Annotated in this window: 23 protein-coding genes; 2 read left to right on the top strand and 21 right to left on the bottom strand. The window is 37.3% G+C overall.

The features are described from left to right. Positions 1–33 precede the first annotated feature (33 nt). The 18 genes from K4422_RS09725 to K4422_RS09640 all read right to left on the bottom strand — a co-directional run bounded on the left by K4422_RS09725 (position 34) and on the right by K4422_RS09640 (position 21,153). Entirely contained in the window at positions 34–1,908 is a 1,875-nt protein-coding gene (locus K4422_RS09725; RefSeq protein WP_230710929.1) for an ABC transporter ATP-binding protein, read from the bottom strand. Next, positions 1,901–3,643 (bottom strand): ABC transporter ATP-binding protein, encoded by a 1,743-nt coding sequence (locus tag K4422_RS09720; protein WP_206902831.1) that lies wholly within the window; start codon positions 3,641–3,643, stop codon positions 1,901–1,903. Before K4422_RS09720 ends, K4422_RS09725 begins: the two co-directional genes overlap by 8 nt. Before the next feature lie 205 nt (positions 3,644–3,848). Continuing rightward, entirely contained in the window at positions 3,849–6,107 is a 2,259-nt protein-coding gene (locus K4422_RS09715; RefSeq protein WP_230710920.1) for an AAA family ATPase, read from the bottom strand. Between the two features lie 18 nt (positions 6,108–6,125). After that, on the bottom strand, positions 6,126–6,605 hold the full coding sequence (locus K4422_RS09710; RefSeq protein WP_206902830.1) for a DUF6530 family protein: 480 nt from the start codon (positions 6,603–6,605) through the stop codon (positions 6,126–6,128). A 306-nt stretch (positions 6,606–6,911) separates the two neighbouring features. Further along, complete coding sequence (locus tag K4422_RS09705; protein WP_206902829.1) at positions 6,912–7,760, bottom strand: DegV family protein; 849 nt, start codon at positions 7,758–7,760, stop codon at positions 6,912–6,914. Between the two features lie 185 nt (positions 7,761–7,945). After that, positions 7,946–9,175: an LCP family protein gene (locus tag K4422_RS09700; protein ID WP_230710918.1), complete on the bottom strand. Its 1,230-nt coding sequence runs from the start codon at positions 9,173–9,175 to the stop codon at positions 7,946–7,948. Between the two features lie 111 nt (positions 9,176–9,286). Continuing rightward, complete coding sequence (gene pheA / locus K4422_RS09695; protein WP_230710916.1) at positions 9,287–10,111, bottom strand: prephenate dehydratase; 825 nt, start codon at positions 10,109–10,111, stop codon at positions 9,287–9,289. Further along, on the bottom strand, positions 10,108–10,617 hold the full coding sequence (locus tag K4422_RS09690; protein WP_230710914.1) for a shikimate kinase: 510 nt from the start codon (positions 10,615–10,617) through the stop codon (positions 10,108–10,110). The genes pheA and K4422_RS09690 overlap by 4 nt, the downstream gene beginning before the upstream one ends. Continuing rightward, entirely contained in the window at positions 10,610–11,899 is a 1,290-nt protein-coding gene (gene aroA, locus K4422_RS09685) for a 3-phosphoshikimate 1-carboxyvinyltransferase (protein ID WP_230710912.1), read from the bottom strand. The genes K4422_RS09690 and aroA overlap by 8 nt, the downstream gene beginning before the upstream one ends. 20 nt (positions 11,900–11,919) lie before the next feature. Beyond that, on the bottom strand, positions 11,920–13,011 hold the full coding sequence (locus K4422_RS09680; RefSeq protein ID WP_230710910.1) for a prephenate dehydrogenase: 1,092 nt from the start codon (positions 13,009–13,011) through the stop codon (positions 11,920–11,922). Positions 13,012–13,023: 12 nt separating this feature from the next. Further along, entirely contained in the window at positions 13,024–14,190 is a 1,167-nt protein-coding gene (gene aroC, locus K4422_RS09675) for a chorismate synthase (RefSeq protein ID WP_230710908.1), read from the bottom strand. Continuing rightward, entirely contained in the window at positions 14,190–15,254 is a 1,065-nt protein-coding gene (aroB, locus tag K4422_RS09670) for a 3-dehydroquinate synthase (RefSeq protein WP_230710906.1), read from the bottom strand. The genes aroC and aroB overlap by 1 nt, the downstream gene beginning before the upstream one ends. A 2-nt stretch (positions 15,255–15,256) precedes the next feature. Beyond that, entirely contained in the window at positions 15,257–16,282 is a 1,026-nt protein-coding gene (aroF, locus tag K4422_RS09665; RefSeq protein WP_230710904.1) for a 3-deoxy-7-phosphoheptulonate synthase, read from the bottom strand. A 14-nt stretch (positions 16,283–16,296) separates the two neighbouring features. Then, on the bottom strand, positions 16,297–17,160 hold the full coding sequence (gene aroE, locus K4422_RS09660) for a shikimate dehydrogenase (protein WP_230710902.1): 864 nt from the start codon (positions 17,158–17,160) through the stop codon (positions 16,297–16,299). 383 nt (positions 17,161–17,543) lie between these two features. Continuing rightward, positions 17,544–18,308, bottom strand: a complete 765-nt coding sequence (locus tag K4422_RS09655; protein ID WP_230710900.1) for an ABC transporter ATP-binding protein — start codon at positions 18,306–18,308, stop codon at positions 17,544–17,546. Between the two features lie 3 nt (positions 18,309–18,311). After that, on the bottom strand, positions 18,312–19,193 hold the full coding sequence (locus K4422_RS09650; RefSeq protein ID WP_230710898.1) for an ABC transporter permease: 882 nt from the start codon (positions 19,191–19,193) through the stop codon (positions 18,312–18,314). Between the two features lie 4 nt (positions 19,194–19,197). Continuing rightward, on the bottom strand, positions 19,198–20,232 hold the full coding sequence (trpX, locus tag K4422_RS09645; protein WP_230711010.1) for a tryptophan ABC transporter substrate-binding protein: 1,035 nt from the start codon (positions 20,230–20,232) through the stop codon (positions 19,198–19,200). A 345-nt stretch (positions 20,233–20,577) separates the two neighbouring features. Further along, on the bottom strand, positions 20,578–21,153 hold the full coding sequence (locus tag K4422_RS09640) for a hypothetical protein (protein WP_206902816.1): 576 nt from the start codon (positions 21,151–21,153) through the stop codon (positions 20,578–20,580). Positions 21,154–21,519: 366 nt separating this feature from the next. Between K4422_RS09640 and K4422_RS09635 the strand changes: the two genes are divergently transcribed. Both K4422_RS09635 and efbA read left to right on the top strand, forming a co-directional pair. Then, positions 21,520–21,918 (top strand): DUF1622 domain-containing protein, encoded by a 399-nt coding sequence (locus K4422_RS09635; protein ID WP_206902815.1) that lies wholly within the window; start codon positions 21,520–21,522, stop codon positions 21,916–21,918. 108 nt (positions 21,919–22,026) lie between these two features. Further along, on the top strand, positions 22,027–23,727 hold the full coding sequence (gene efbA / locus K4422_RS09630; RefSeq protein WP_230711008.1) for a fibronectin-binding protein EfbA: 1,701 nt from the start codon (positions 22,027–22,029) through the stop codon (positions 23,725–23,727). Between the two features lie 49 nt (positions 23,728–23,776). Here the strand turns inward: efbA and K4422_RS09625 are convergent, their stop codons facing one another. From K4422_RS09625 to K4422_RS09615, 3 genes are read right to left on the bottom strand one after another with little or no spacing between them, the layout of a single operon-like run. Beyond that, positions 23,777–24,472, bottom strand: a complete 696-nt coding sequence (locus tag K4422_RS09625) for a carbonic anhydrase family protein (RefSeq protein WP_230710896.1) — start codon at positions 24,470–24,472, stop codon at positions 23,777–23,779. Positions 24,473–24,490: 18 nt separating this feature from the next. Beyond that, positions 24,491–25,306, bottom strand: coding sequence for a PH domain-containing protein (locus K4422_RS09620; protein ID WP_230710888.1), 816 nt, complete (start codon positions 25,304–25,306; stop codon positions 24,491–24,493). Next, positions 25,303–25,845, bottom strand: coding sequence for an RNA polymerase sigma factor (locus K4422_RS09615; RefSeq protein WP_230710886.1), 543 nt, complete (start codon positions 25,843–25,845; stop codon positions 25,303–25,305). The genes K4422_RS09620 and K4422_RS09615 overlap by 4 nt, the downstream gene beginning before the upstream one ends. Positions 25,846–26,098: the final 253 nt, after the last annotated feature.

The following is a 26,098-nucleotide window of genomic DNA, read 5'->3' as shown; positions in this document are numbered from 1 at the left end:
TCTTATAGCTGAAGGCTTGAAGAACCTTTCAGCTTAATCCAATTCAACTTTTCCGGTATAAAGTTGGTAATACATACCTTTTTGTGCTAATAAATCTTCGTGACTCCCACGTTCAATAATACGTCCGTGGTCTAACACCATGATTACATCAGCATTTTGAATGGTAGAAAGACGGTGTGCAATAACAAAGACCGTTCTTCCATGCATCAATTTATCCATTCCCGACTGCACAATACTCTCTGTTCTCGTATCAATACTAGAAGTTGCTTCATCTAAAATCATGACGGGTGGATCAGCAATTGCAGCGCGAGCAATCGCAAGTAATTGACGCTGTCCTTGCGATAATCCTTCGCCATCACCAGTAATTACAGTATCATATTTGTCAGGCAAATGATTAATGAAGCTATCCGCATTGGCTAATTTGGCTGCAGCTAAGACATCTGTATCACTGGCATCTAGTTTACCGAAACGAATATTTTCACGAATTGTGCCGGTGAATAAATGAGTATCCTGCAATACAATCCCTAATGAACGACGTAAAGAATCTTTTTTAATTTTTTTAATGTTAATTCCGTCGTAACGAATTTTACCATCTTGAATATCATAAAAACGATTGATTAGATTCGTAATCGTGGTTTTACCAGCACCGGTAGCACCTACAAAGGCTACCTTTTCCCCTGGTTTAGCATATAGGTTGATATCATGGAGAACGATATTATTATCTACGTAGCCAAAATCAACATCTTCAAAAACAACGTCCCCTGTTAATTGTGTGTAGGTGATACTTCCATCGCTGTGGGGGTGTTTCCACGCCCATAGACCCGTTCTTTCTTCAGTTTCTACTAATTGACCATCAATTTTCTTGGCATTTACTAGCGTAACGTAACCGTCATCTTGTTCAGATTTTTCATCTAATAAATTAAAAATTCGACCAGCACCAGCTAAGGCCATAATTACAAAATTGATTTGTTGTGAGATTTGGCTAATCGGACCATTTAAAGAACGACTCAATTGTAAGAAAGAGGCAATCATGCCGACAGTTAATCCTGAAATCCCATTAATAGCAAATAAGCCGCCAATAATCGCAACTAAAACGTATTGTACATTTAACAAATTCATCATAATTGGCATTAATGTGTTGGCATTAATATTCGCCTTAGTTGCACTTTCTTGAAGTTGATCATTTAACGTGTCAAATTCTTCCATTACTTTCTTTTCGTGATTGAAAATTTTAACAACTTTTTGACCATGCATCATTTCTTCAATATAACCATTAACTTGGCCCAAGTCTTTTTGTTGTGCGCCAAAAAAGCGGCCGCTTTTTTTCGAGATAAAGCGAATGACATTTAACATCAAAAAGACAGAAATTAAAACAAACCCTGTTAATGGCAAACTTATTGTAAACATCGCGATAAAGACTGAAACAAAAGTAACAAAGGCCATCATTAAGTTTGGGATACTTTGAGAGATCATTTGGCGCAAGGTATCTGTATCATTTGTAAAATGACTCATAATGTCGCCGTCAGAATTTGCATCAAAATAACGAATAGGCAAACTTTCCAAATGGGTAAACATTTGATCGCGGATTTTCTTTTGCGTTCCTTCACTGATTTTGACCATCATAAAGTTATACGTTAAAGAAGCGACTACCCCGATCAGGTAAATGAGTGCCATTTGCATGATGGCTTGAAGCAGTCCAGAAAAATTAGGATCAGACTGCCCAATCAGTGGCGTAATATATCGGTCAATAACAACTTGTAAGAACAAAGAGCCCTTAACGTTTGCATAGGCACTAAGTAAAATCATAATCAAAACGAAAACCAGTTGAATTTTATACTGGCTAAACATTAAAGTTAACAACCGTTTCAGATTAGATCCGGTTGACCGTTTCACGGTTGGTTTACTCATTTCCACTTTCACCAAATCCTTTCTGTTGGGATTGATAAACTTCTTGATAAATTTGATTATTTGCTAGTAGCTGTTCATGGGTACCAACCCCGTTGACTTTTCCATCATCTAAAACCACAATGCGGTCAGCATCTTGGATGGAGCTGATTCGTTGGGAAATGATAATGGTTGTCATGCCAGGGATGGCACTTGCTAGACCTTCTCTGATTGCGCGATCGGTCTTCGTATCTACGGCACTTGTGGAATCATCTAAAATGAGAATTTTAGGTTTTTTAAGTAGGGCCCGGGCAATGGTTAAGCGTTGCTTTTGACCACCAGAAACGTTATTGCCCCCTTGGGAGATCATCGTGTCATATTTATCGGGAAATTCGTTAATGAAACTATCTGCTTGAGCGATTTTACAAGCTGCAACTAATTCTTCATCTGTAGCCGTTTCATTGCCCCAGCGCAAATTATCTTTAATGGTACCTGTAAATAACACATTGTTTTGTAAAACCATACTTACTTGATCCCGTAAAGTAGCTAGATCATATTTTCTTACATCGACACCAGCAACTTTAACTGCCCCATAAGTAACGTCATAAAGGCGGGGGATTAATTGAACTAATGTAGATTTAGAACTACCTGTCCCACCAATAAGCCCAATTACTTCCCCTGTTTTTATGGAAAGGTTGATATGTTCTAAAGCTAATTTATCCATATCATCAGCATAACTAAAGCAGACATCTTCAAATGTAATTGAGCCATCAGCTACTGTAAACAAGGGTGTTGTTTCGTTTTTTAAATCACTTTCTTCTGATAAGACTTCAGTAATACGTTCAGCAGAAGAACGCGCAATTAAAATTTGGACAAAAGCCATCGACATCATCATCAAGCTCATTAAAATCTGCATGGTGTAGTTAAACATACTAACGAGCTCACCGGTCGTTAAACTTCCCTTATCAACGATTAATTCTGCGCCAAACCAAGAAAGTAAAAGCATACACGTATATACTGAAATTTGTAATAGCGGATTGTTAAAAGCTACGATTCGTTGTGCTCTGGTAAAGTTTTTATAGACGTCAGTAGAAACTTCATCGAAGACTTTTTCTTGTTGTTCTTCTCGCACATAAGATTTTACCACGCGAATGCCTTGCAAATTTTCTTGCACAACATTATTCAATTTGTCATAAATACGAAAAACCTTCATAAACAAAGGATGAGCAAAATGAATCACAATTGCCAAGCCGATTGCTAGAAACGGTAAGACTACCAAATAAATAAGCATCAATTGTGGATTAATGAGGCTGACCATAATTAGTGAAAAAATCAAAATTAAAGGACTACGCACTAGGATGCGAATAATCATTTGATACGCATTTTGCACATTCGTGACATCCGTTGTTAGACGCGTAATCAAACTTGAGGTGGAAAAGCGATCAATATTTGAGAATGAAAAATCTTGAATCCGGTTAAACAAATTATGCCGTAAATTACGGGCGAAGCCAGCAGAAGCAATCGCAGCTGTTCGACCACCCAAAGCGCCGAAAATTAACGCAATTAAAGCGCATAAAAACAAAACAGCACCTAATTTAAAAATAACACTACTATTGCTCTTTTCTACCCCTTGGTCAATCATCATCGCCATAATTAACGGCATGATGACATCAAGCGCGACTTCGCCGGCAACAAACAACGGTGTTAACAGACTATCTTTTTTATACTGACCAACATTGGCCAATAATTTTTTTATCATATCCTCCGTCCTTTCTTGTAAATCAAATTATATAATGGCAAAAAATAGACACCGATCGCAGGGGCGACCAGTGAGTCTATTATTAACTTTAACGGATAAAAGTAGCTCTTTCAAACAAAAACTTTCTCATTTTTCTCATAAAAGTGAGACTTAAAAGTTTTTATTTTGACTAAGAGGAAAAATGGTTAACATAATAATTTTATGGTTATAAGTAACGTGAAATCAATTGAATTAAATCTTCTGGAAAAGTTTCTAGGTCACTAATATCTAAGAAGCGCTCACTACCGTAAATTGTTTTTATCGCTTCTTTATCATCTCCGATGGCTGCAGCCAAATAAATAATCCCTTGGCGTTCAAATTCAGTCATCACTGCTTGTATATCTTCTTTGGCTTTTGTCCCTGTATAATCAGGCAAAGCTTTTGGTTGACCGTCAGAAATATTGATTAATAACTTCGTAGTTGCATTTTCTTCTGCGAGTTTTTGACTTAATAGTCGCAAAGAAACACCATCACGATTGTTTTGCCGGGGCTTCATCGTCACAAGTTTTGCGCCAAGATACAAATAGTCATCAGAAAACTCCTTATAAGAATAAATAGAAGTTTTTTCACGGGAGGATAAATCTGCTGTATCCCCATAAATCATTAATGGGATATTCACTTTTTCAGCAAAACTAGCTACAGCTAAAGCTGCCAAGCGGGCGTTTTTGATCCGTTCATCTTTTAACATTGAACCTGATTCATCAATACGTAGTGCCAATGCTAATGATGGTTCTTCATGGGGCGGATTTTTTTTATCAAAAGTACGATAATCACCATAAGCCACCCGACTCGCATCAAAACGCGTGCCACTATATTTCCCTTTTCCGTAAACTTCACTTTGGTCGTTTTCTAAAATATCAGTTATCTTCTTGGTTAAACGGGTAACGACAGGCATCACTTCTTGCGTTAAATCTTGAGCTTTAGCGACATCTTCTTTGGTAAATTTGGGACGTTGGATAATTAGTCCCTCTTTTTCGTGGATTGTCCCTTTCATAGCAGAACGCGCTTTTTTGTTTAACTCTTTACGCAACTCTTTTTCAGCCTTCTCGTAAGTTTCAATATCAACATTTTGCTCTTTTGAGATTCCTTCGGTATTTTCTTTACCTGTTTCACTTGCACCATCATGGGCTTCTCGCTCGCCTTTTGTTTGCGGCTGTTCTGGTGAAGGTTTTTCTGTTGTCTTGTTTGAAGATTCTTCTAATTCTGCTTCATTATTTTTGGCATCCGTTGCATCTGTTGCATCTTTTACTTCATAGCTTTGTAAAACGGCTTCACTAGGGGCTTCTTCGGTGATGTTGCGCATATCAGCTTCTTGTGCAGAAATTTTACGACCTCTTATCTCTTTTAGGGCATCACTGGCATCTGGTACAAGTACTTGGCGCAGTGATACTAGAAGTCTACTGTCGTCTAACGCTTGTTCCAATAATGTAATTTCATTTGGTTCAGTTGTTAGTTTGTAGATAACTTTAGGATAAAGACTTTTAAAAACGTCTTGTCCTTGTTTAAAAGTATTCACCCAATAAAAATATGAGCGCATCCCTGCTACACCTTTAATCGCATTGGTTTTCGCCGTTTCATCTAATAAGCGAATAATTTCAGCCATTTTTGTTAGTAGGGGTAAATTAGTGACTCCAGTTTTTGCTACAGCCCGCTCTACCATAACTGCAAGTTCAGGTAAATCCATGCGTTCTGCATGTTGCATCCGATCCCGCAAGGATTCATTTAAGGGCCGATTGCCTTGATAATTGCGATTGGTTGTAATGACAATAACACAATCCAAATGACGTTTTATAATCCCTGTAGGTAAATTTAGCATACCATTTGGCTCTAAAGCTGAATTTAAGGCTACTAAAACAGAAGCATCCCGGATCACTGTGGGTTCTTGTATTTCCAATAGGTAGCCCTTTTCCACAGCCCGAACAATTTCAGATGGATAAAATTTGTAATGGACAACTTCTTGTTCATTTGCATCCACACGACTAACAAGCGCAGCCAGACGCATTTTTGCAGCAGCTAAATCAATACTATAATGCTGCGCAATTAATTTTAGAACGGCATCTAGACTATCTGTTTGATAAATCGCTTCAAGCAATTCTCCATCTGTTTTGTCATCTGTTGCTACGACAGGAAGTAAGGCCCCAAAAACGTCTGACTTATCCATATCCGCAAAACAAGTTACTTTGGTATAAGGGAGTTGTAAATCATAGGATAAAGCCTTGGCAAGTTGAGTTTTTCCTGAACCCGCATCTCCTTCTAACAAGACATTCATAATCTTCATTTCAGTATCGTCCCAGTTATTTTTGATCTCGCTGGCAATGCGTAATTCAATTTCACTGGTTTGATGACTTGTTGGTTTTTGCCAAATCATTTGTTTTTCTAAACGACTAAAAACGCGCTTATTGGTAACTGCATAAGGCATTGTCATAGTTTCACCTGCTTTATTTTAATATCCGGCTTCTTCTAATAAACGTTTTAAAATCCGGAAACGCTCGCCTAAAATTTCCCCATCTTTTTGCCATGTATCATGAAACAATTTAATATCTTCGTCAATCATGGGGTTATTGGTATCCACTTCAACGGTCATACGATTTCCTTGTACACCGACAATGTCGACAACCGGATTTTCTGGATCATAAAATTTCGGGTAGCGATAAGCATCTTGAAAATAGATACTAGCTTGTGCGACTAAAATTGCTAAATCCAAAATACGATTAATGGGTAACTCTTCAGATTGACGAGACCATTTTTCGCCTGTATGGCGCCAAACCTTCCCGGAAATATCTACTTTCCCCCGATCATTCCATTGCGCTAAGCCCAAAGAAAGCCCTTTTGCGTCCGATTCAAACGCTTGCTTACCATCGGCATTATCATAATTTTCTACCACTAAAACAGGTTTATGCTTCAAATTTGTTGGAATTTCCATTGTAACCACTCCTCATTATTGTGTGCAAAAAAATTGCAAGTTTTCATTTAGTAATTTACTAACATACTACTCTACTAAATTATAAAAAAGGATGGATAAATTGCCAATTATTTTGACTTATTATAATAAGTCTCCCTGCTTCTAATAAAACCAAAGCAATTGCATTGCGTTCAATTTAAAATTTATAATGACTGACAGCTGATGAAAATAGTAACTGAACTTTAACGTGTTTTGCTCTTATAAAAAAAGAAGTTAAAACAAAAGTCATTTCTCCTTTTGTTCTAACTTCTTTATCTTGTAATTTTTTTATAAAGCTGAAATTGCAATTCCAATCGCTTTTTCACCTAAATGTGTTCCAATAACCGGACCAAAATATCCGATTTCAATATCTGCATTGGGATATTTTTCAGCTAATTTTTGTTTCTCTTCTTGGGCAACAGTCAAATTATTCGCGTGAATGACATATAACTTAACAGGACGATTAATCTCTTGATCTCGCTGACCAATCACTTCTTCTGCCCGATTAAAGGCTTTTTTACTAGAACGAATTTTTTCGAACAACTCAATCTTCCCGTCATTAAACGTTAAAATTGGTTTTATTTTTAGTAAACCGCCAATTAAAGCAGCACCATTGGTTAAACGACCGCCACGAACAAGATTATTTAAATCATCAACGATTAAATAAGCATAGGTATTGTCACGAATGATATCCAAGTGGCTGATAATTTCAGTCAAAGAATTACCAGCATCTTTTAATTGTAAAGCACTTTCAACCATATGCCCCATAGGCATACTCGTAATCTTAGAATCATAAGGAATAACTTTGGCACCTTTAATTTCATCTTTAATTGTATTTAGAGTTGCTACAAATCCAGAAATACCACCAGATAAATGAATACTTAAAATCGTATCATAACCTTTTGTTACTAAATTTTCATAAAGCTCGATTACTTCCCCTAACGCAGGTTGTGACGTTGTGGGAAATTCTTTACTGCTATTTAACATGTCATAATACTCGTCAGCATGAATATCAATGCCTTCGTTGTAAATTTGGCCGTCAATAATAACAGGTACCGGAATAATATATAAATCTGGATGATTTTTGATGGTTTCAGGTAGAAATGCAGAACTATCTGTTACTACTGCTAATTTCATTTATAATCCTCGTTTCAAGAAAATTTCACTACTTCTACAAATATAGCATAAACTACGATTTAGGAAAATAGTTTCTGCCAGATTCCCTTTAAAAGAAACCAAACTGAGAAAAGAAAAAGTCAAAAAGGATTGGTTTGTGCTGCCCAATTCTCTTTGACTTAAAATTTTACTTAAAAAATGGCAAGTTATTTTGCTAAAAAGTTATTTATTGCTGTCTTATTAGCTTCCTTATCCACCACTAAGACACTACCAGCTTCAGCAGTATTCCCGTATTCCCACGTATCTTTGGCTGGCACAGTCAAACGATCAATCCCACTAGCTCCTTTTAGGATACTAAAGCTATTTTTTACAAGAAAACTAGTCTTTAAATCTGTTCCAGTGTAACCTAAAACTTTACCAGCGGCATAAGGTAATTTAGCAATGGCCAAAGGATTTTTCATCTGACTAAAAATAGCATTCATTACTTGTTGCTGGCGTCTTACCCGACCAAAGTCACCTTCTTCGTCCATCCGGAAACGTGCATATTGCAAAAGGTGTAAACCATCCATGTTTTGTTGTCCTTTTTGAATTGGCACTTCTAAGTTTGTACTCATATTTTTTTCAGCATTAATGGCTACGCCACCTGGAAATAGAGTATCAATGACTTTTTCAAATGATTTAAAATCAACAACAGCATAATATTTACATTCCAATCCAAAATTTTGCGCTAATGTTTGACGAACCAAATCAGCTCCCCCATAAGCATAAGAAGCATTAATTTTATTTTGTCCAACACCTGGAATATCAACTAATGTATCCCGCATAAATGAAATCAATTTGGGTTTTTTACTTGGTCCATCTAGTTGTAACACCATAATAGTGTCCGCCCGCGCAGTCTCCCCTTTACGGCTATCACTACCTAACAGCAAAATATTATTGGCCCCATCAGCTGAGGTAAAACCATTAAATGCTTCTGTTTCTTGTTTGGGAATTTCTTTATCAGAAGAGGCGGACATTTTTCCCATTGCAAAAGCGCCCCCACTATAAACGAGTAAAAAAAGCAAAAGCCCAATGATAAAGCGGATTACGGGATGTTTTTTCTTTGATTTCTTTATTTTTTTGGGCTTAACCTGACGAGGTTCTTTTTTATTTCCAGTTTCATTGTAGCTGTTGTTGCCATTATTGCCTGTATTTATCCCCGTATAATTTTGATTTGGTTTTTTCTTATTTTTTTTAATACCAAAGCTTGGCAATGACTTTTTACTTCTATTTTTACGATCAGCTTCAGCCATTGGCGGCTCTTCTTGGTGAGCATCATTTTGCTGATAGTCTGTTTTTTTGACACTATCACCATCTTTTATTTGTTTACGAGCAAATAAACTTTCTTTTTTATTGGTTTCTTCGTGTATTTCTTTATAGCGATCCATGCGACTCATGTAGGCTACCTCCAAAAGTAAATCATTTCTCTACAAGTTTACCCTAACTGGGTCACAAAAAAAGATGCTATGAAAAAACTTAAGCATTTCATAGCATTTCTTTCAATTATGTTAGTTGTGAGCAAATTTGACAGGATATGTCCCCAAACAAGTAACTACACCGCCTAGAAGTTCAATTTCCTCCAACGCATTTTCAATTAATTGCTGCGGGCAATTGAGTAACAGGTCGACTACAAAAAAATATTCTCCTAGACTCGTTTTAAGTGGTCGCGATTCAATTTTACTTAAATCAATTTGGCGCCAGCCAAATGCCGCTAACATCTGATGCAGTGCACCCGCATGATTTGCTGGTAAGGTTAAAATTAAGGACATTTTTTCTGCTGTACCAAAATTAAAGGTCTGATTGGTACCCACAAGCCAAAAACGGGTTTGATTGAAATCGTTGTCTTGAATATCAGAACTAATAACCTTCAAATCATAAAACGTTGCTGCTTCATAAGAGGCAATTGCAGCGACTGCTTCACCACTATGCGTGACAACGTAATCGCAAGCAGCAGTCGTGGAAGCTGTTGGAATTAATTCTGCCGCTGGATAATTAGTCGCTAGAAATTTTTGTGATTGTGCTAAAGCTTGCGGATGAGAATAAATCTTTTTGAAATCCCCTTTTGTTAAGGCTAATAGCTGTTGTTTGATTGGTAAAATTACTTCGGATAAGACCTGTAATCTAGGATTTTGAGATAACGTATCAATCGAAGCATGAACCGTTCCTTCTAAAGAATTCTCGATTGGAACAATTGCAAAGTCTATTTCTTCTTTAAGGGCTGCTTGTAAACAGGCTGGAATAGAAGCATAGGCAATTAAGTTTTCTTTTGCAAATTGCTTTCGTGCCGCTTGATGAGAAAATGAGCTCTCGGGACCCAAATAACCTATTTTCATGCCATTGCCAGCCTTTCCATAATTTCTTCAACTATCTCTTCAGGCGATCGCTCTGTGGTTTCAACGGCAATCGCGGCGCTGTCTTCATAATGAGTAAGACGCCCATTTAATAAAGAAATAATCTCTCTCTCACTTTTTTCTGTTGCAAGGGGACGAATATTTTTCGTGTCATTTTTAATCCGTGTCACTAGCGTTTGTGGTTCAGTTTTTAAATAAATAACCTTTGGCTGTGCTTTTAAAAGACTGCGGTTTAACGCACTGACCACAATACCGCCTCCAGTGGCAATAATTGCTTTAGTTCTTAGATTGTCTTTTAAAACATTTGATTCAACTTGACGAAAAGCAGCTTCACCAAATTGGTCAAAATAGTCATTAATCGGCATTTGTATTTTTTCAGTAATTAAATCATCTAAATCAATCATTGGCCAATTTAACTTTTGGGCTAATAAGCTGCCTATAGTTGATTTACCTGCGCCCATAAAGCCAATTAGTAAGATACTATTCATTTTTTTCACCTACTATATTTTTAACATCGTCAAAAAATTCAGGGTAAGAAATATTAATCGCCTCAGGTTGATCCAATTGTGTTTTGCCGGTGGCAATTAAAGCGGCAATTTGTAACATCATCCCAATGCGGTGATCGCCGCGACTGGATACATGAGCGCCTTTTAATGGTGTGGGGCCATTGATTATTAAGCCATCTGCTGTCGGAGTAATATCTGCCCCCATCTTCTGTAATTCTTCTGCTGTAGCATCAATTCGATTCGTTTCTTTCACCTTAAGTTCTTGGGCATCTTTAATAATTGTTTGACCGTGAGCTTGTGTTGCCAGCAGGGCAATCACGGGCAGTTCATCAATTAAACGAGGAATGATTTCACCGGCGATAATCGTGGCAGTCAATGTCGATGTTGTCATTTTTAAATCCGCTGCTTGATTTTTCTCGTCATAATTTTCTATTTCTAAGCGGGCGCCCATTTGTGTCAAAACATCCACAATTCCGGTCCGCGTTGGATTCATTCCAACATTTTTTAGTATCAATTGACTCCCGGATGTAATCGCTCCAGCAACCAAGAAAAAGGCAGCCGAAGAAATATCTCCTGGAATAACCACATTTTGTCCAGTCAAAGTTTGCGGTCCACTTACGGTTATTTCTTTTTTATTTGCGGTGATTTTACCGCCGAATTGACGGATCATCTCTTCGGTATGATTACGGGAAATTTCCTTTTCAACAATGGTGGAAGTTCCCTTAGCTTGCAGGGCTGCAAAAAGAATAGCCGATTTTACTTGGGCGCTTGCAACTGGCATTTGGTAGTGAATGGGCTGTAAGTTGTTTGTTCCATTAATTGTAATTGGCGGAAACTCACTGCCATTATCCCCCAATAGTGTTGCTCCCATCTGGCGCAAAGGAGCCATTACCCGTTCCATTGGCCGTCTATTTAAAGAAGCATCACCAAACAAAGTGGTAGAGAAATCTTGACCAGCTAAAATTCCCATCATTAGACGAATAGTAGTGCCAGAGTTACCCACATCAATTGCTTTATCACAAGCCTTTAGACCATTGAATCCAACGCCTGTCACCGTAATTGTCTTTCCATCATCGAAGATTGGAACGCCCAATTTTTTAAAAGCCTTTAGCGTACTTAAACAATCTTGGGCCCGCAAAAAATTTTTAATGGTCGTTTGGCCCGTCGCGAGAGCCCCAAACATAATACTACGATGAGAAATTGACTTATCAGACGGTACCGTAATGCTTCCTTGCAAACCTTTTTGTGCTTGTAATAAATCCATAATGCCCTCCTTTTAGTTGCTTATTTAATTCGCGCGGGATAATTGGTATTTTGCAAAATACAGGCTTTCGCACGCATTAAATCCTGTTCATTGCGAAAACTGATTTGCAAAATACCGTGAATATCTTCTCTAGTTTCCTGAATTTTCAGATTAATTAAATTGATTTGATTATGCCCCAATAGACCCGTTACCTCTGCAATTACGCCGGGCGCATCCGGAACATCGACAAACAAATCGTAAAAGGCAGGAATCGCACCATTTTTATGAACTGGCAGGCGGTCTCTGTTATCTTTAGCCTGATTAAAAAAAGTAAAAATTGCACCCTCATCCTCAGTTACTAGCCAATTTTGAACTTTTTTCATTTCTTCGGTCCAACTTTCCAACTGCTGTAAAATCGCAGTCTTATTACTTAACAGTATTTCTGTCCACATTATCGGATCAGAAGATGCAATTCGCGTGATATCCCGAAAGCCCCCGGCGGCTAATTGTTTGGCGCGAGGATGTTCTTGATTAAAGATGTCCCCTTGCGTGACTAACCCTGCTGCAATGATGTGTGGCAAATGACTTAGCATAGCTGTAATTTGGTCATGTTCTTTTGGCGCTAGTTCTACAAATTTTGCCCGAGTTCCCCGTAATAGTTCTTCTAATAAGCGCAGTTTACTTTGCGGTGCGTTTTGATTTGTAAAAATATAGTAGGCATTTTCAAATAAATTGACGTCCGCTGCTGTTACGCCAGACTTATGTGAACCGGCCATGGGGTGTCCGCCAATAAAAGTAAATGGTAAATTTGTAGCAGCTGCCATTATTTGACCTTTTGTACTGGCGACATCGGTTACGATTACATCTTTTTTTAGCTGCAATTGGGCTAATTCTTCTAAATAGTCAATGGTTTTAAAAACTGGTACTGCTAAGATAATAATATCAGCTTCTTTGGCACCTGCTGCAAAGTCAATTGCTAAAGCGGAAACAATATCTTTTTTAAGGGCAATTGCGCCTGTTTTTTCATGCCAGTCAAACCCAATAATTTTTACGTTTAAATGTTCTTTTTTTATGGCTAAAGCAAGAGATGAGCCAATTAGTCCCAAGCCTACGATAAAAACTTTTTGCTCCATCTAAAAGACCTCCTAAAAGTTTTTAAGGTATTGGCGATACTGGGCCACAGCTGTTTTCAATTCTTCAAAAGAATCGCTGGAAAATTTGTCTAAAATTTCATTTGCTAAGACAGTCGCAACCACATTTTCACAAACGACACTTGCAGCAGGAACAGCTGTACTGTCTGAACGCTCCACACTCGCTTTGTAGGGTTCTTTTGTCTGGATGTCAACGCTCATTAAAGGTTTATACAAAGTCGGAATGGGCTTCATCACACCTTTTACGATGATCGTTTCACCGTTGGTCATTCCTCCTTCAAAGCCACCTAAGTGATTGGTTGTCCGGCGGTAACCAGTTTCTTGTGACCAAATAATTTCATCCATTACTTTAGAACCTGGTAAATTCGCTGATTCAAAACCAACACCAAATTCTACACCTTTGAAAGCATTGATTCCGACAATCGCTTGGGCCAGTTTGGCATCTAATTTGGTATCCCATTGGACATAGCTACCAAGACCAGCGGGAACATTTCCCACTAAAACCTCAACAACACCACCAATTGTATCACCATTTTTTTTCGTCTGATCAATTAACTGTTTCATTTTTTCTTCAACAGCTGCATCCACTACGCGAACATCAGATTCCTCAGAGCGCTTCTTTACTTCTGCAATGCTAATTTCTTCAGGAATGCTCGCTTTAATACCACCTAGAACTGTAACATGGCCGGCCACCTCAATTGCTAATTCTTTTAATAGTTTTTTTGCCACGGCTCCAACAGCCACCCGCATTGTTGTTTCTCTAGCTGAAGAACGTTCTAAAACATTACGCAAATCATCGTGATGGTACTTCATGCCACCAACTAAATCAGCATGACCCGGCCGTGGGTGTGTGACTTGACGGAGTTTTTGATCTTTTTTAGCTACTTCTTCTGCAGCCATAACAGTTTGCCAATTTTTCCAGTCACGATTTTTTACGACTAAAGTAATTGGTGAGCCTAATGTTTTACCATGGCGCACACCAGAAGTAATGCGAACCTGATCTTTTTCGATTTTCATGCGACCACCACGACCATAGCCACCTTGACGCCGTGCTAATTCCACATCAATATCTGCTGCTAAAAGTGGCATTCCTGCTGGTATACCTTCAATAATGGCAGTCAATTCGGGTCCATGAGATTCTCCTGCTGTTAAATAGCGCATCATAACGCCTCCTTTAAGTAATCTTTCATTTCAGTTAAGGGAACCTCAACAATTTTTGCTTCCCCAATTTCTTTTAGTAAAATTAATTTTAAATTAGTTCCACGGGCCTTTTTGTCATGTGTAATTGCACTATACAACGCTTGTTCATCCCAAGTTGGTAGACGGGTAGGTAAATGAAATTTTGTAATCATCTCTTTTAGTTGTGCGGTACTTCCCACTGGAGATAACCCTTTTGCCTCAGCAACACTGTTAATTTTCACCATACCTAAAGCAACGCCTTCACCATGGCTAATAACGCCATAACCGGCAGTATTTTCTATTGCGTGGCCGATTGTATGCCCAAAATTTAAAATGAGTCGCATTCCGTTATCAAATTCATCTTCTTGCACCACTTGACGTTTTACTTCAAGTGCTGACGTGATAATAACTTCTGCCTGATTTAATAAATCTGCTTCATCTTTTAACGCTTTTAATTTCTCCCATAAAATTAAATCAGCAATCGCTGCCGATTTAATAATTTCTGCAATTCCCTCACGCACACGGCGTATTTCGAGAGTCTTTAAAACAGCTGGATCGATTAAAACCCCTGCTGGCTGACTAAAAGTTCCAACTAAATTTTTTGCTTTTTGCGTATTGACGCCTGTTTTACCACCGATACTTGAATCAACTTGCGCTAATAAGGTCGTGGGAATCTGCAAAAAATGAATGCCCCGCATATATGTCGAAGCAACAAAACCGGCTAAATCACCAATTACACCACCGCCTAAAGCCACAATCCCATCACTACGGGTAAATCCTGCTTCAGCTAAAAAGTCGTATAATTGTGCAGCTTGCGTTAAAGATTTACTTGCTTCTCCGGCCGGAACTACGGCTAAATAGGGTGAAAAACCTACACGAGTTAATTGCTTCATAACCGTTTGGCTATATAAAGGCGCGACATTACTATCGGTAATAATTGCTATTTTTTGTGGTGTCCATAAAGAAGCAACCCAAGTTCCCAACTGTTCCAATGCACCACGCTTTATTATGATTTCATAGGAATGTTCCTTTAAATCAACCCACATAACTAGCCCTCGATTTCTTTAATTTTTTCCATCGCAGCATTTAAAATAGCAACTTCTTGCATCATCTTCATGTAGTTTTCTTCATTTAATGATTGTTGTCCATCAGACCAAGCGTTCTTTGGATCAGGATGAATTTCAACGATCATGCCATCAGCTCCTGCTGCCACACCTGCTCTAGCCATTGGTGTAACCAAATCCCAAACGCCAGTACCATGGCTTGGATCAACAATAATTGGAAAGTGGCTTAGTTTTTTAATCAAAGGAACAGCAGACAAGTCAAAAGTGTTCCGGGTGGCAGTTTCGTAAGTGCGAATTCCGCGCTCAATAAAAATTACAGGAGATTTATCTTGAACCGCAATGTATTCTGCCGCATTTAACCATTCATCAATTGTTCCTGCGATACCGCGTTTTAAGCCGATTGGTTTGCCAGTTTTACCGACAGCTTGCAATAATTTGTAGTTTTGCATATTACGCGCGCCAATTTGTAAAATGTCGCTGTATTCAGCCACCATCTCAATATGGCCTTCATCCATGACTTCGGTGATAACTTTCATGTCAAATTCATCAGCCGCTTGGCGAATATATTTTAGCCCTTCTTCTTCTAAACCTTGAAAAGCATAAGGTGAAGTTCGGGGTTTAAAAGCGCCGCCTCGTAAAATTTGTGCACCGCCAGCTTTCGCAATTTTGGCACATTCTCGAATTTGCTCTAAGCCTTCAATGGAACAAGGTCCAGCCATTGTCACAAAACTTCCATCACCAATTTTAACACCATCTACATCAACAACAGTATCTCCTGGGTGGAATTCCCGAGAGGTTAATTTGTAGGTGTTGGAAATTTTTAGTGTCTTTTCGACACCTTCGTAAGTATTAAAAGGCACATCTTGCATCCCTCTAACATCGCCTTTTAAGCCAATTACAATATGTTCAGTTCCTTGATCGATATTTACATCAAGTCCTTCTTTTTTAATTCTTTTAACAACTAATTCTACTTGTTCTTTCGTGGCACCTTGCTTCATAATTACAATCATTTTATCTGCTCCTTTTAACTGTTTTCTACTAGTGGTTTAACAATTTCTAACGGCATTTTTTTACCGGTCCATAATTCAAATGCATAGGCACCTTGATACAGTAACATACCTAAGCCATTAGCTGTTTTTAAGCCTTTTTCTTTTGCAATTTGTAATAATTTTGTTTCCCTTGGGTTATAAATGACGTCATAGACGGCTAAATTTTCGTGAAAGGCACTAAAATCAGAAAGTGCAGTCTGATCTTCATTTGGTTTCATGCCGACAGCAGTAGCATTTACTAATAAATGACTGTGGTAAATCGCAGTATTTACTGCTTTTGTATCTGCCAAATCACGTAAAGTAATCGTACATTGTGTTTTTTGCGCTATTGTCTCTAGCTTTGCCTGACTTGTCGCAAAAAAATCATCCTGGCGATTAAAAACATTAATTTTTTTGACCCCATCTAAGGCAGCTTGTACACAAATGGCTGTCGCTGCCCCACCTGCACCAATAATGGTCATTTCTTTTTTGATAATGTCCACATTGATATCTGCTAGGCTACGCATAAAACCATTTCCATCGGTATTGTGTCCTACTAGCCCATTACCTGAAGGAACAATTGTATTAACTGCACCAATTAATTTGGCTGCCTCACTTAATTCATCCAAATAAGGAATGACGGCCATTTTATAGGGCATTGAAACATTTGCACCAATCATATTCAGTGCCGTAATACTTTTGATTACAGCGGGTAATTGTGGCTTTTCAACCTCAAAAGACAAATAAACTGCATCAATATTATTGGCTTTAAAAGCGGTGTTGTGCATTAATGGTGAAATGCTATGCTTTGCTGGTTTAGCAATAAGACCTGCCAAACGGGTATAACCAGTTATTTCCATTTTTTTCACTCCTTAAATTTTTAAAGCCTATGGGTACAAAAAAAGTGCCCACCTAAGATACAACAATCTACAGTGAACACCTGACACGAAAAATACATTTTTCGATGGTATAAAAATAGCCACTATAGATTCTTGATCTACGTGGCTTTAAAGTCATTCCAAAATCCCCTAGCCATCATAGATACAAACTGCTTTGGTTTGTATCCATGTTTTCATGAATACAAACTATCTAAAATAGCTAAAGTAATAATTATTCAGTTGTGGTTTGCTTTTTTGTAACATAAAAAAGTCCTCCGAACTGATTAAGATGGTGTTAAGTATAGATTGATTTTTTAGGTCTGTCAACTAGTTTTTGTAAGAACTATTGTTTCTTTCATCAGTTTTTACAAATCTTCTTCGAAAAAGAGCAGTAAATCAGTCAATGTAAGTTGCCCTTTTTCTGCTTGATTTAAATCTTTTGCTATTTCTCCTTTTTTCAAAAGTAACAAGCGATTCCCATATTTTAAAGCATCTTCCATTTGATGGGTAATCATCATACACGTTAAATGATTTTCTGTCACCAAATCATTCGTCAGTGCCATAATATTTTTTGATGTTTTCGGATCAAGTGCTGCGGTATGTTCATCTAATAATAAAAGTTCAGGTCTTTCAATGGTGGCCATCAACAAGCTTAAAGCCTGTCTTTGTCCACCAGATAAATGGCCCGTAGGCGTATCAAGCTGTTCTTCTAAGCCATTACCTACCTTGGCGCAAAGTAGTTTGAAATCTTCTTTGCGTTCGTTTAAATTTCTGGGACGCAGGCGCCGTTTTTGTCCTCTGCGCTCGGCTAAAAGTAAATTTTCTGCCACTGTCATCCGCGGGGCTGTGCCCATTTTAGGATCTTGAAAGACCCGTCCCAAATATTTTGCTCGTTTTTCTTCACCAAAATTAGTAACATTTTCACCATCTAAAAAAACTTGGCCACTCGTTAAAGGCAGTGTTCCAGTAACCGTATTAAATAACGTACTTTTTCCTGCCCCATTGCCACCAACGATTGTGACAAAATCACCAGGATTTAAAGTTAAACTGACATGATTTAAAATCGTCCGCTCGTCAGCAACACCATTTTTAATTTTTTTAACAGCATTTTTTATCGTTAATACGCTCACAGGCTATGCCTCCTTTTCCAATCCAGTTTTTAAATTCAATTTTTCTTTCAGGGTTGGAATCATTAAACAAATCGCTAAGATTGTAGAAGAGAAAATTTTCAAATACGTTGTATCAAAGCCTAGGTAAATAATTAAGGTGATAATTGCTTGATAAATAATACTGCCCACTACCACTGCAATCAACCGTTCAGCAAAGGCTAATTCACCAAATAACACTTCTCCAATTATAATTGAAGCCAGACCGATAACGATTACCCCAGTCCCCTTTGAAACATCAGCATACCCGTCATTTTGCGAAATAAGTGCTCCGGATAATGCAATTACGCCATTAGAAATTGTTAACCCTAAAATCTTCATGCGATCGGTTTTAATTCCTAATGAACGGGCCATTACTTCATTATCGCCAGTAGCAATATAGGCTTGGCCTAAGTCAGTATTAATGAAAAAAAGGACTAAAATTATTGTAATAATAACTGCAAGCAAGCCTAAAATGACGATGTCAAAATAATTAGGTAGGTTTAAATTAGTAAAAAAAGTTTGAATCCTAGGAAAATTACTTAACCCTTTGTTGGGACTTTGCATGACAAATAAAATAACTGAATTCAACCCTGCCATAACTAAAATCCCAGCTAAAATCACCGGTATTTTCCCTTTGGTAAATAAAATTCCGGTAACAAAGCCAGCTGCCATCCCAGCTAAAACACCTAAAAACGTTGCCAAGATAGGATGAATTCCACTGGTAATTGCAGTCACGCACACAGCGCCACCTAAAGGGAACGTTCCCTCTGTTGTCATATCAGGAAAATTTAAAATACGATAAGTTAAATAAATCCCAATTCCCAGCAAGGACCATAACAGTCCTTGCCCAATTGTTGAAACGATCATTTTATTAGTTATCTCCTTTAGCTGTTTGTACTAGTTTTGCAGTATCTTTTAAATCTGCAGGTAAAGTCAGATTAAATTTTGCCAATTGATCTTCATTAATAATAGTATCACCTTTAGTGAAGGTGTACACGGCTGTATCTTGTGGTTTTGATTTGCCCGCTAGAATTGCCGCCGCCATTTCCCCTGTTTTAACACCTAACTCTTTTTGATTAATTCCGATTGTCGCTAATCCACCTTGTTCTACCATCGTATCTACTGACGGAAAAACGGGAATATTGTTTTTATCAGCTTCTTGCGTCACTGTCTCCATGGCGTTGGCGACGGTATTGTCATTAGGAATAAAGATAAAATCAACAGACTGTGACAATACTTGTACAGCTTGTGCGACTTCATTTGTTGAAGTTACAGCTTTACGTTCGACAGTTAAGCCAAGTTTTTTAGCAGCCGTTTCTGCTTGACCTGTTTGAAATTTTGAATTCATTTCAGAAGAAGAGTACAAAAGACCTACTTTTTTGCCTGCTGGTAAAAGCTTATGGGCTAATTCAATAATTGAGGCAACTGGCGGCTGATCAGAAACGCCGGTAATATTTCCCCCTGGTTTTTCGTTACTTTCCACTAAACCAGCCCCTTTAGGATCAGTAACCGCGCCTAATACGATAGGAATGGTTGTTGTAGCGTTTGCTAAAGCTTGTGCGGCAGGTGTTGCAATCCCAATTAAAACATCTGCTTGATCACTAACTAGCTGTTTGCTCATGGTATCTAATTTACTTTGATCAGCTTGGCCATTTTGAAAATTAATTTTCAAATTTTTACCTTCCTCATAGCCGGCTTCTTTCAAACCTTCTTTCACGCCCTCATAGATTTGATCTAAAGCTGGATGGCTCACAAATTGTAAAACACCGACAGTAAGGACTTTTTCTTTATCATTTACTGTTTGTTCTTTGTTATCCTTTGAATTATGAAGTAATTGAAAACCTAAAAATCCAACTAAGATAATTCCCAATGCAATCACTGTGTACATTAACCCTTTGTTTTTCATCATTATTTCCTCCTAAGATATGTTTTGAGATGAAAAAAAGCAATTTCCTCTACCCGCGGAAATTGCTTTTGTAAACAAAATCCGCATAGAGATTGTCTCTATGCGGAATCATCTCAATATTACCAGCATAGATACAAGTTTTAGAGTTCTCTAAAAAGTTGTATCTATGGAAAAATCCATCAATACAACTATCTACGCCAAAATTGCCATGCAAATAAATTTCCTTTGGTTGTAGTAAATAGTTTCATGATGGCTCACCTCGTTTTGTTTTTGTTGTAGTTAAGAATACCGTAGAATTTTTCAAGCGTCAATACTAATTTTAATTTTTCAGAAAATTTAGTAAAATCAATCATCCAAGTCTTTAATATTCCACATCGGCAGTCGATTTAATTCTGGAATAAATTCTTCGTCGTAATTTGTCAGCTCACTTACTTCAAAGCGGTTTTTTTCCACCCCTTTTTCAAAGAAGATAAAGGTTACTTTACTAGGGTTAACTTTGTATTTTTGAGCTAGATTTTGTGTGTCATACACTAAAGGATAATAATAAAAAGTCCGGTTTAACTCTTCTTTCTTTTCACCATTTAACGTATTCAACACGTGGTTTAATTCTTGCCCATATGGTGGTGCAAACATAACAGAAATTGCGTTAGCCGACTTTATTTCCTGGTCTTCACTTCCGTAGTCAAAGGACTTGATTTTATTACTTTTAATAGTAGGATGAATTAATTCTACATATTCAGATTGTCGAATGTGGGCGACAGCCACCACCATAGTTGCAGAAAAAAGTGTGACACCAATCAACAGACCTAAGACTGTTAAAAGTGCTTTACGTTGATTTTCTTCGGCCCAACTGGCAAAATCTTGCCATATTTGTCTAAAACCAGCTTTTACGCTGACAAAAAAATTTTGAATGATCTTCATTGTCTGGCTCCTAATAAATTAATAAGAAAAATCGAGTAATCTTTATGAAAGATGTGCTTTTTATAACAGATAGCACCACAAAAGTAGCTTTTTAAGTAGGGTTGTTCGTTTTCTTGTGAAATTCATTCACTGCTTATAAGTTCTAATTAAGTATACGTTAGCCGGATTTCTACCATGACAAGAAACACAGTAAGAAATGTAAGCCCCTATTTATGACCTTAGTAAAATGTGCATTTAGACTGTAACGTGTTTTATCGCTATCTTTATAGTAGCAATCATTGTTTGGAATCGTCAAGATAGTTGGCAATTCTTTAAATATTCGCTATCATAAGAACAAGAGTTAAAATAACTTTAGGAGGACCACCAGTGGAAGATCTTGGTCATACTATTATGCACCTGGCGATGCCTTTATTTGATATCATTATCGTCTTTCTTAATTTTTTATCTATTTTAGTATTGGTGTGGGGTGTGATTATCGCAGGCTATGATTTCATTAAATCAGAGTGTTCCCACGCCAATCATGTTGAGGCGGCGCGTCACAATAATTTTATCCGTAACTTTCTGGGTAGTTATGTCTTGTTGAGCCTGGAGATATTAATTGCTGCCGATATTATTGAGTCGATTATTAATCCTACTTCAGCTGATATTTTGCGCCTTGCAGCAGTCGTTGTTATTCGAACGGTAATCTCTTATTTCTTGCACCGTGAAATCCAAGATGCTTTGGATAACGAAGAAACGATGGAAAAGCTTAACAAAAATAAATAAATGACACCCTTTAATTTTCAACAACGATGAAAAGCCAGATTCGATCACAAAGAATCTGGCTTTTATCTGCTATAATGTAGTTATTCTGTCATGAAAGAAGGTTACACAATGTCTTTTGATGGTGTTTTTACCCATTTAATTACCAATGAATTAACTGACTTATTAGTTGGTGGACGCATTTCTAAAATTCACCAACCTTATCAAAATGAAATTATTTTGGTTATTCGCTCCCAAGGAAAAAACCATAAATTACTACTATCTGCGCACCCGAGTTACGCTCGAGTACAATTAACCGATATCGCCTATCAAAATCCTGAGACACCGCCTAATTTTGTTATGATGTTACGAAAATACTTAGATGGCGCAATTTTAACAGGCATTTCGCAGATTGAAAATGATCGCGTGATCCATTTTACTTTCAATAAACGAGATGAATTGGGGGATTTGCAAAATATTGTTTTAGTAGTGGAATTAATGGGTCGCCACAGTACCATTTTATTGTTAAACGAAGCAAACGGCAAAATTTTAGATGCGATAAAACATATTGGTAGCAGTCAGAATACTTACCGTTCCATTTTACCTGGTGCCATTTATGTCGCACCACCTAAACAAGCACTGCTAAATCCTTTTACGGTTACATACGTTACGCTTTTTGATGCACTCTCGCAATTACCCGAAATTACAGCCAAGGCGCTTCAACAGACATTCCAAGGGCTAGGTTTTGATACAGCACAAGAACTGGCCTTTCGTCTAAATAAAAATGAAAATAAAAAAGTACTGACTTGGCGTGCATTTTTTGAAAGTCTCAATCCTGGACGCCCTACTTTAACTGTTACACAAACAAAAGAATTTTTTACACCAATTGCTTTTCAATCTTTAGCTAAAACAACGGTTAGCGCTACGACATATCCAAATTTCAATATCTTGTTAGATGCTTTTTATGGCGATAAAGCTGAACGCGATCGGGTCAAACAACAAGGGGGACAACTGCTTAAAAAAGTAGAAAATGAGTTGGCCCGCAATCAGACCAAGTTGAAAAAACGACAACAAACGCTAAAAGAATCTGAAAACGCTGAGGAATATCGGCAAAAAGGTGAACTTTTAACGACATTTTTGCATGAAGTACCAAAAGGGGAAAAAAAAGTCGTTTTAGCAAATTACTACGATGAAGATCGACCACTAGAAATTAAGTTAAATCCAGCCCTATCCCCTAGTCAAAATGCGCAAAAATATTTTCACCGTTATCAAAAATTGAAAAATGCAGTGAAATTAATTTATCAACAAATCGATGAAGCAAAAGCAGAAATTGCCTATTTGGAATCCGTTTTCGCTCAAATCGAAATTGCCGGACCAATGGATTTGGATCTAATTAGCGAAGAATTAATTGCACAAGGCTATTTGAAAAAAAACTCAAAACGTAAAAAAGTAGCATCAAAATCTAAACCTGACGAATATACAGCAAGTGATGGTACCACTATTTTAGTTGGGAAAAACAATTTGCAAAATGATCAACTAACTTTAAAAACCGCCCGTAAGACTGACTACTGGCTCCATACCAAAGATATCCCTGGCTCTCATGTAATCATCAAAAGCAGCCAGCCGACTGATGCAACTATTTTAGAAGCCGCAGAATTAGCTGCCTACTTTTCTAAATATCGTCATTCTGCTCAGGTTCCAGTCGATCTAGTTCAAGTCAAATACATTAAAAAACCAAATGGCGCAAAACCCGGGTACGTCATTTACGAAAATCAAAAAACTTATTACGTTACTCCAGAAGCAGATATTACTACCCGACTAAAAAAACAATAAAAAAATGAACGAAGCCCCTTTATTTTCAAGTAGTGGCTTCGTTCATTTTCTATTCACAAAAATAGATTTTTCGGTCTTTTTTATCTTGTAAGGGTCGATTATTACCTTTTAAGATCTCTTCTTGAAATTGAGATAAAAAAGCGCGGGATATTTGATGTCGCTCTTTAAAGACAAACCAGTTAATCGGGCCTTTTGTCGGTGGGGTAGTCAGAGAACCAACATAATGAAAATAGCGTTGTTCTTTTGGTAAAAACAACTCGGGATTGAAAATTTCAATATGCTCTTTTAAATCCCAACGTTGGGCTTTTTTTAGTGGACCTTCTGGCAAAATTCCCGGTATGATGTCACACAATACGCCTACAACTAAATTTGTCCCATCTTTTCTCATGTGTACCAAATGTATCTCTAGTGGCGCTTGTTGGTTATCTAAAATATGCTCACTAGGTAAATGATAATGAATATCCGTTAAATCATACTTTTCCCCTGCAAAGACAACATAGCTCTGACAATCAAACGGAACAAAATGAATGGTATTTTTAAATTCTTTTTCGGTAAACTTCTCAATTTGATAAGAAAAAGTCAGACGCTGTTTTGCACTTCCTGCTAGAGTTTTGCTCGTTTCAATGGCAATTGGTGATTGGTAAGGAAACTGCGCCCCTTCTTTATACCACTCACACAAGGTATGCCAATATTTTGGACCATTTTCTCCTGTATAACTCCAAGGAACATCTAAATTTCGTTTCACTTTTCCACCTCACAAATTTCAAAAGATTTTAAATAGCATATCAAATCCTTTTAATTGTGGCAAATACAAAAACCAAGCAATCGGGGAAATTGTACCACCAAATAACGTTTTTTTCGACCCTAATAAGAATAAGACCGCTAAAATAAGGAAAATAGCCAAGACGATTAGTAAGACATTTGCACCTTGTAATAAGTTGAACCAAAGTCTTAAATTGCTAAAGAGCATATCCATTTTTTGATTACGTAAAACTTTATCTGTCTCGGCAATAGCGCGCATTTTTTCAATTCTTTGCCAATTTTCTTTAAATAATATCATTTCTTTTTCAGTCAAAACTTCATTAAAAATTTTTGTGTCTGCAGCAAAATCAAGAAAAAACCAATTTATTGTTTGTCGTTTGCGCTTTTCATCCCAATAGCCCATACTCCATTTTTTGGTTGTGATTCCTTTTATTTTGTCATAAGGAAAACTAGAGAACCCCCCTGTTTCAAAAAAATCTAAGAGGGTAAGGAAAATCATGCGCGTATTGGTAAAAATTAGGAGGCGGTTGCCCCGTGTATCATTAAAAGTTTTCACATATTGTTTGGCTTGTGAAGTTCGGGCATAGCCCATTGCCATGGGACCAGCATTCATAAAACCAGAATTTCCTTCTACGGTCATAGGCAAATAGCCCATAATTTCTTCGCTGACAGCTAAATTTGGTTGCAATTTTTCTTTGACCTCTTGAAATAAAATATAATATTTACTGCGCTTGAATAAATCTTTTTTAGCACTAGTACTTAAATATCCCGGTTGCAACTTGGCATTTTCTGCAAAAATAATCTCTTTAAAGCTCATGCTAATTCCCCCTTTAACGCATTTTGCAACAGTATTTTCCCCCGCGATAGATGATTATATACTGCACTTGTCTTTATTTCTAAAAGCTGGGCTATCTCTATGGGTGCTGTTTGATAAAAGTAATAATGCAAAAAAATCAACTGATCTTGTTCATTTAAAACATCCAATAATTCTAAAAATTGTTCTTTTTCTAAGGGACTATCAGTTTGTTGATAATTACTAGCAACATTTTCAGTCTTGAGGTCTGTTTGTCGCCTGTTTTGTAACTGTTGTTTACGTTTAAAGTCAATTGCCTTATTGCGGGTTATAACCATGATAAAGGTTGCTAGGCTGCTTTTATCCGCAACATAGTTGGGGATTTTTTTCCATAATGTATAAAAAACCTCATTTTCACAATCTGACCAAAGATTACGCTCAGAGTTGTCTGACAAAACACCCCGGATTGTTTTAATAATGGTTTCACCATAGATTTCAATCATTTTTTCCAAACCTGTAAAATCATGATTTCTAATTAAGGTTACGATTTTCTTGTCCCCCATCTTATCCCTCCTTTATTTACTTAATATACGAAAAACATGACGCATTTCTATCACGATGTGCCAATATTATGTAATCTTTCTGTCAAAGAAAAATAAAGTGATTTTTATCCACTACTTTCATCGGTTTTAGCTTCAGATTTTGTCTAATTCAACCTTGTAGTTTACAACTTTGAAAGAGTGATTTTATTATTAACCTTCACGATTGCATATCATTTATATGCAATAAATGAAAAAGTTGTGATCCTCGCTTTTG

It is taken from the genome of Enterococcus sp. SMC-9, assembly GCF_021011285.1.
In the GTDB taxonomy this organism is placed as follows: Bacteria; Bacillota; Bacilli; order Lactobacillales; family Enterococcaceae; genus Enterococcus_C; species Enterococcus_C montenegrensis.
Note: the sequence above shows the minus strand (reverse complement) of the source record. Positions and strands in the feature narration are given on the sequence as shown.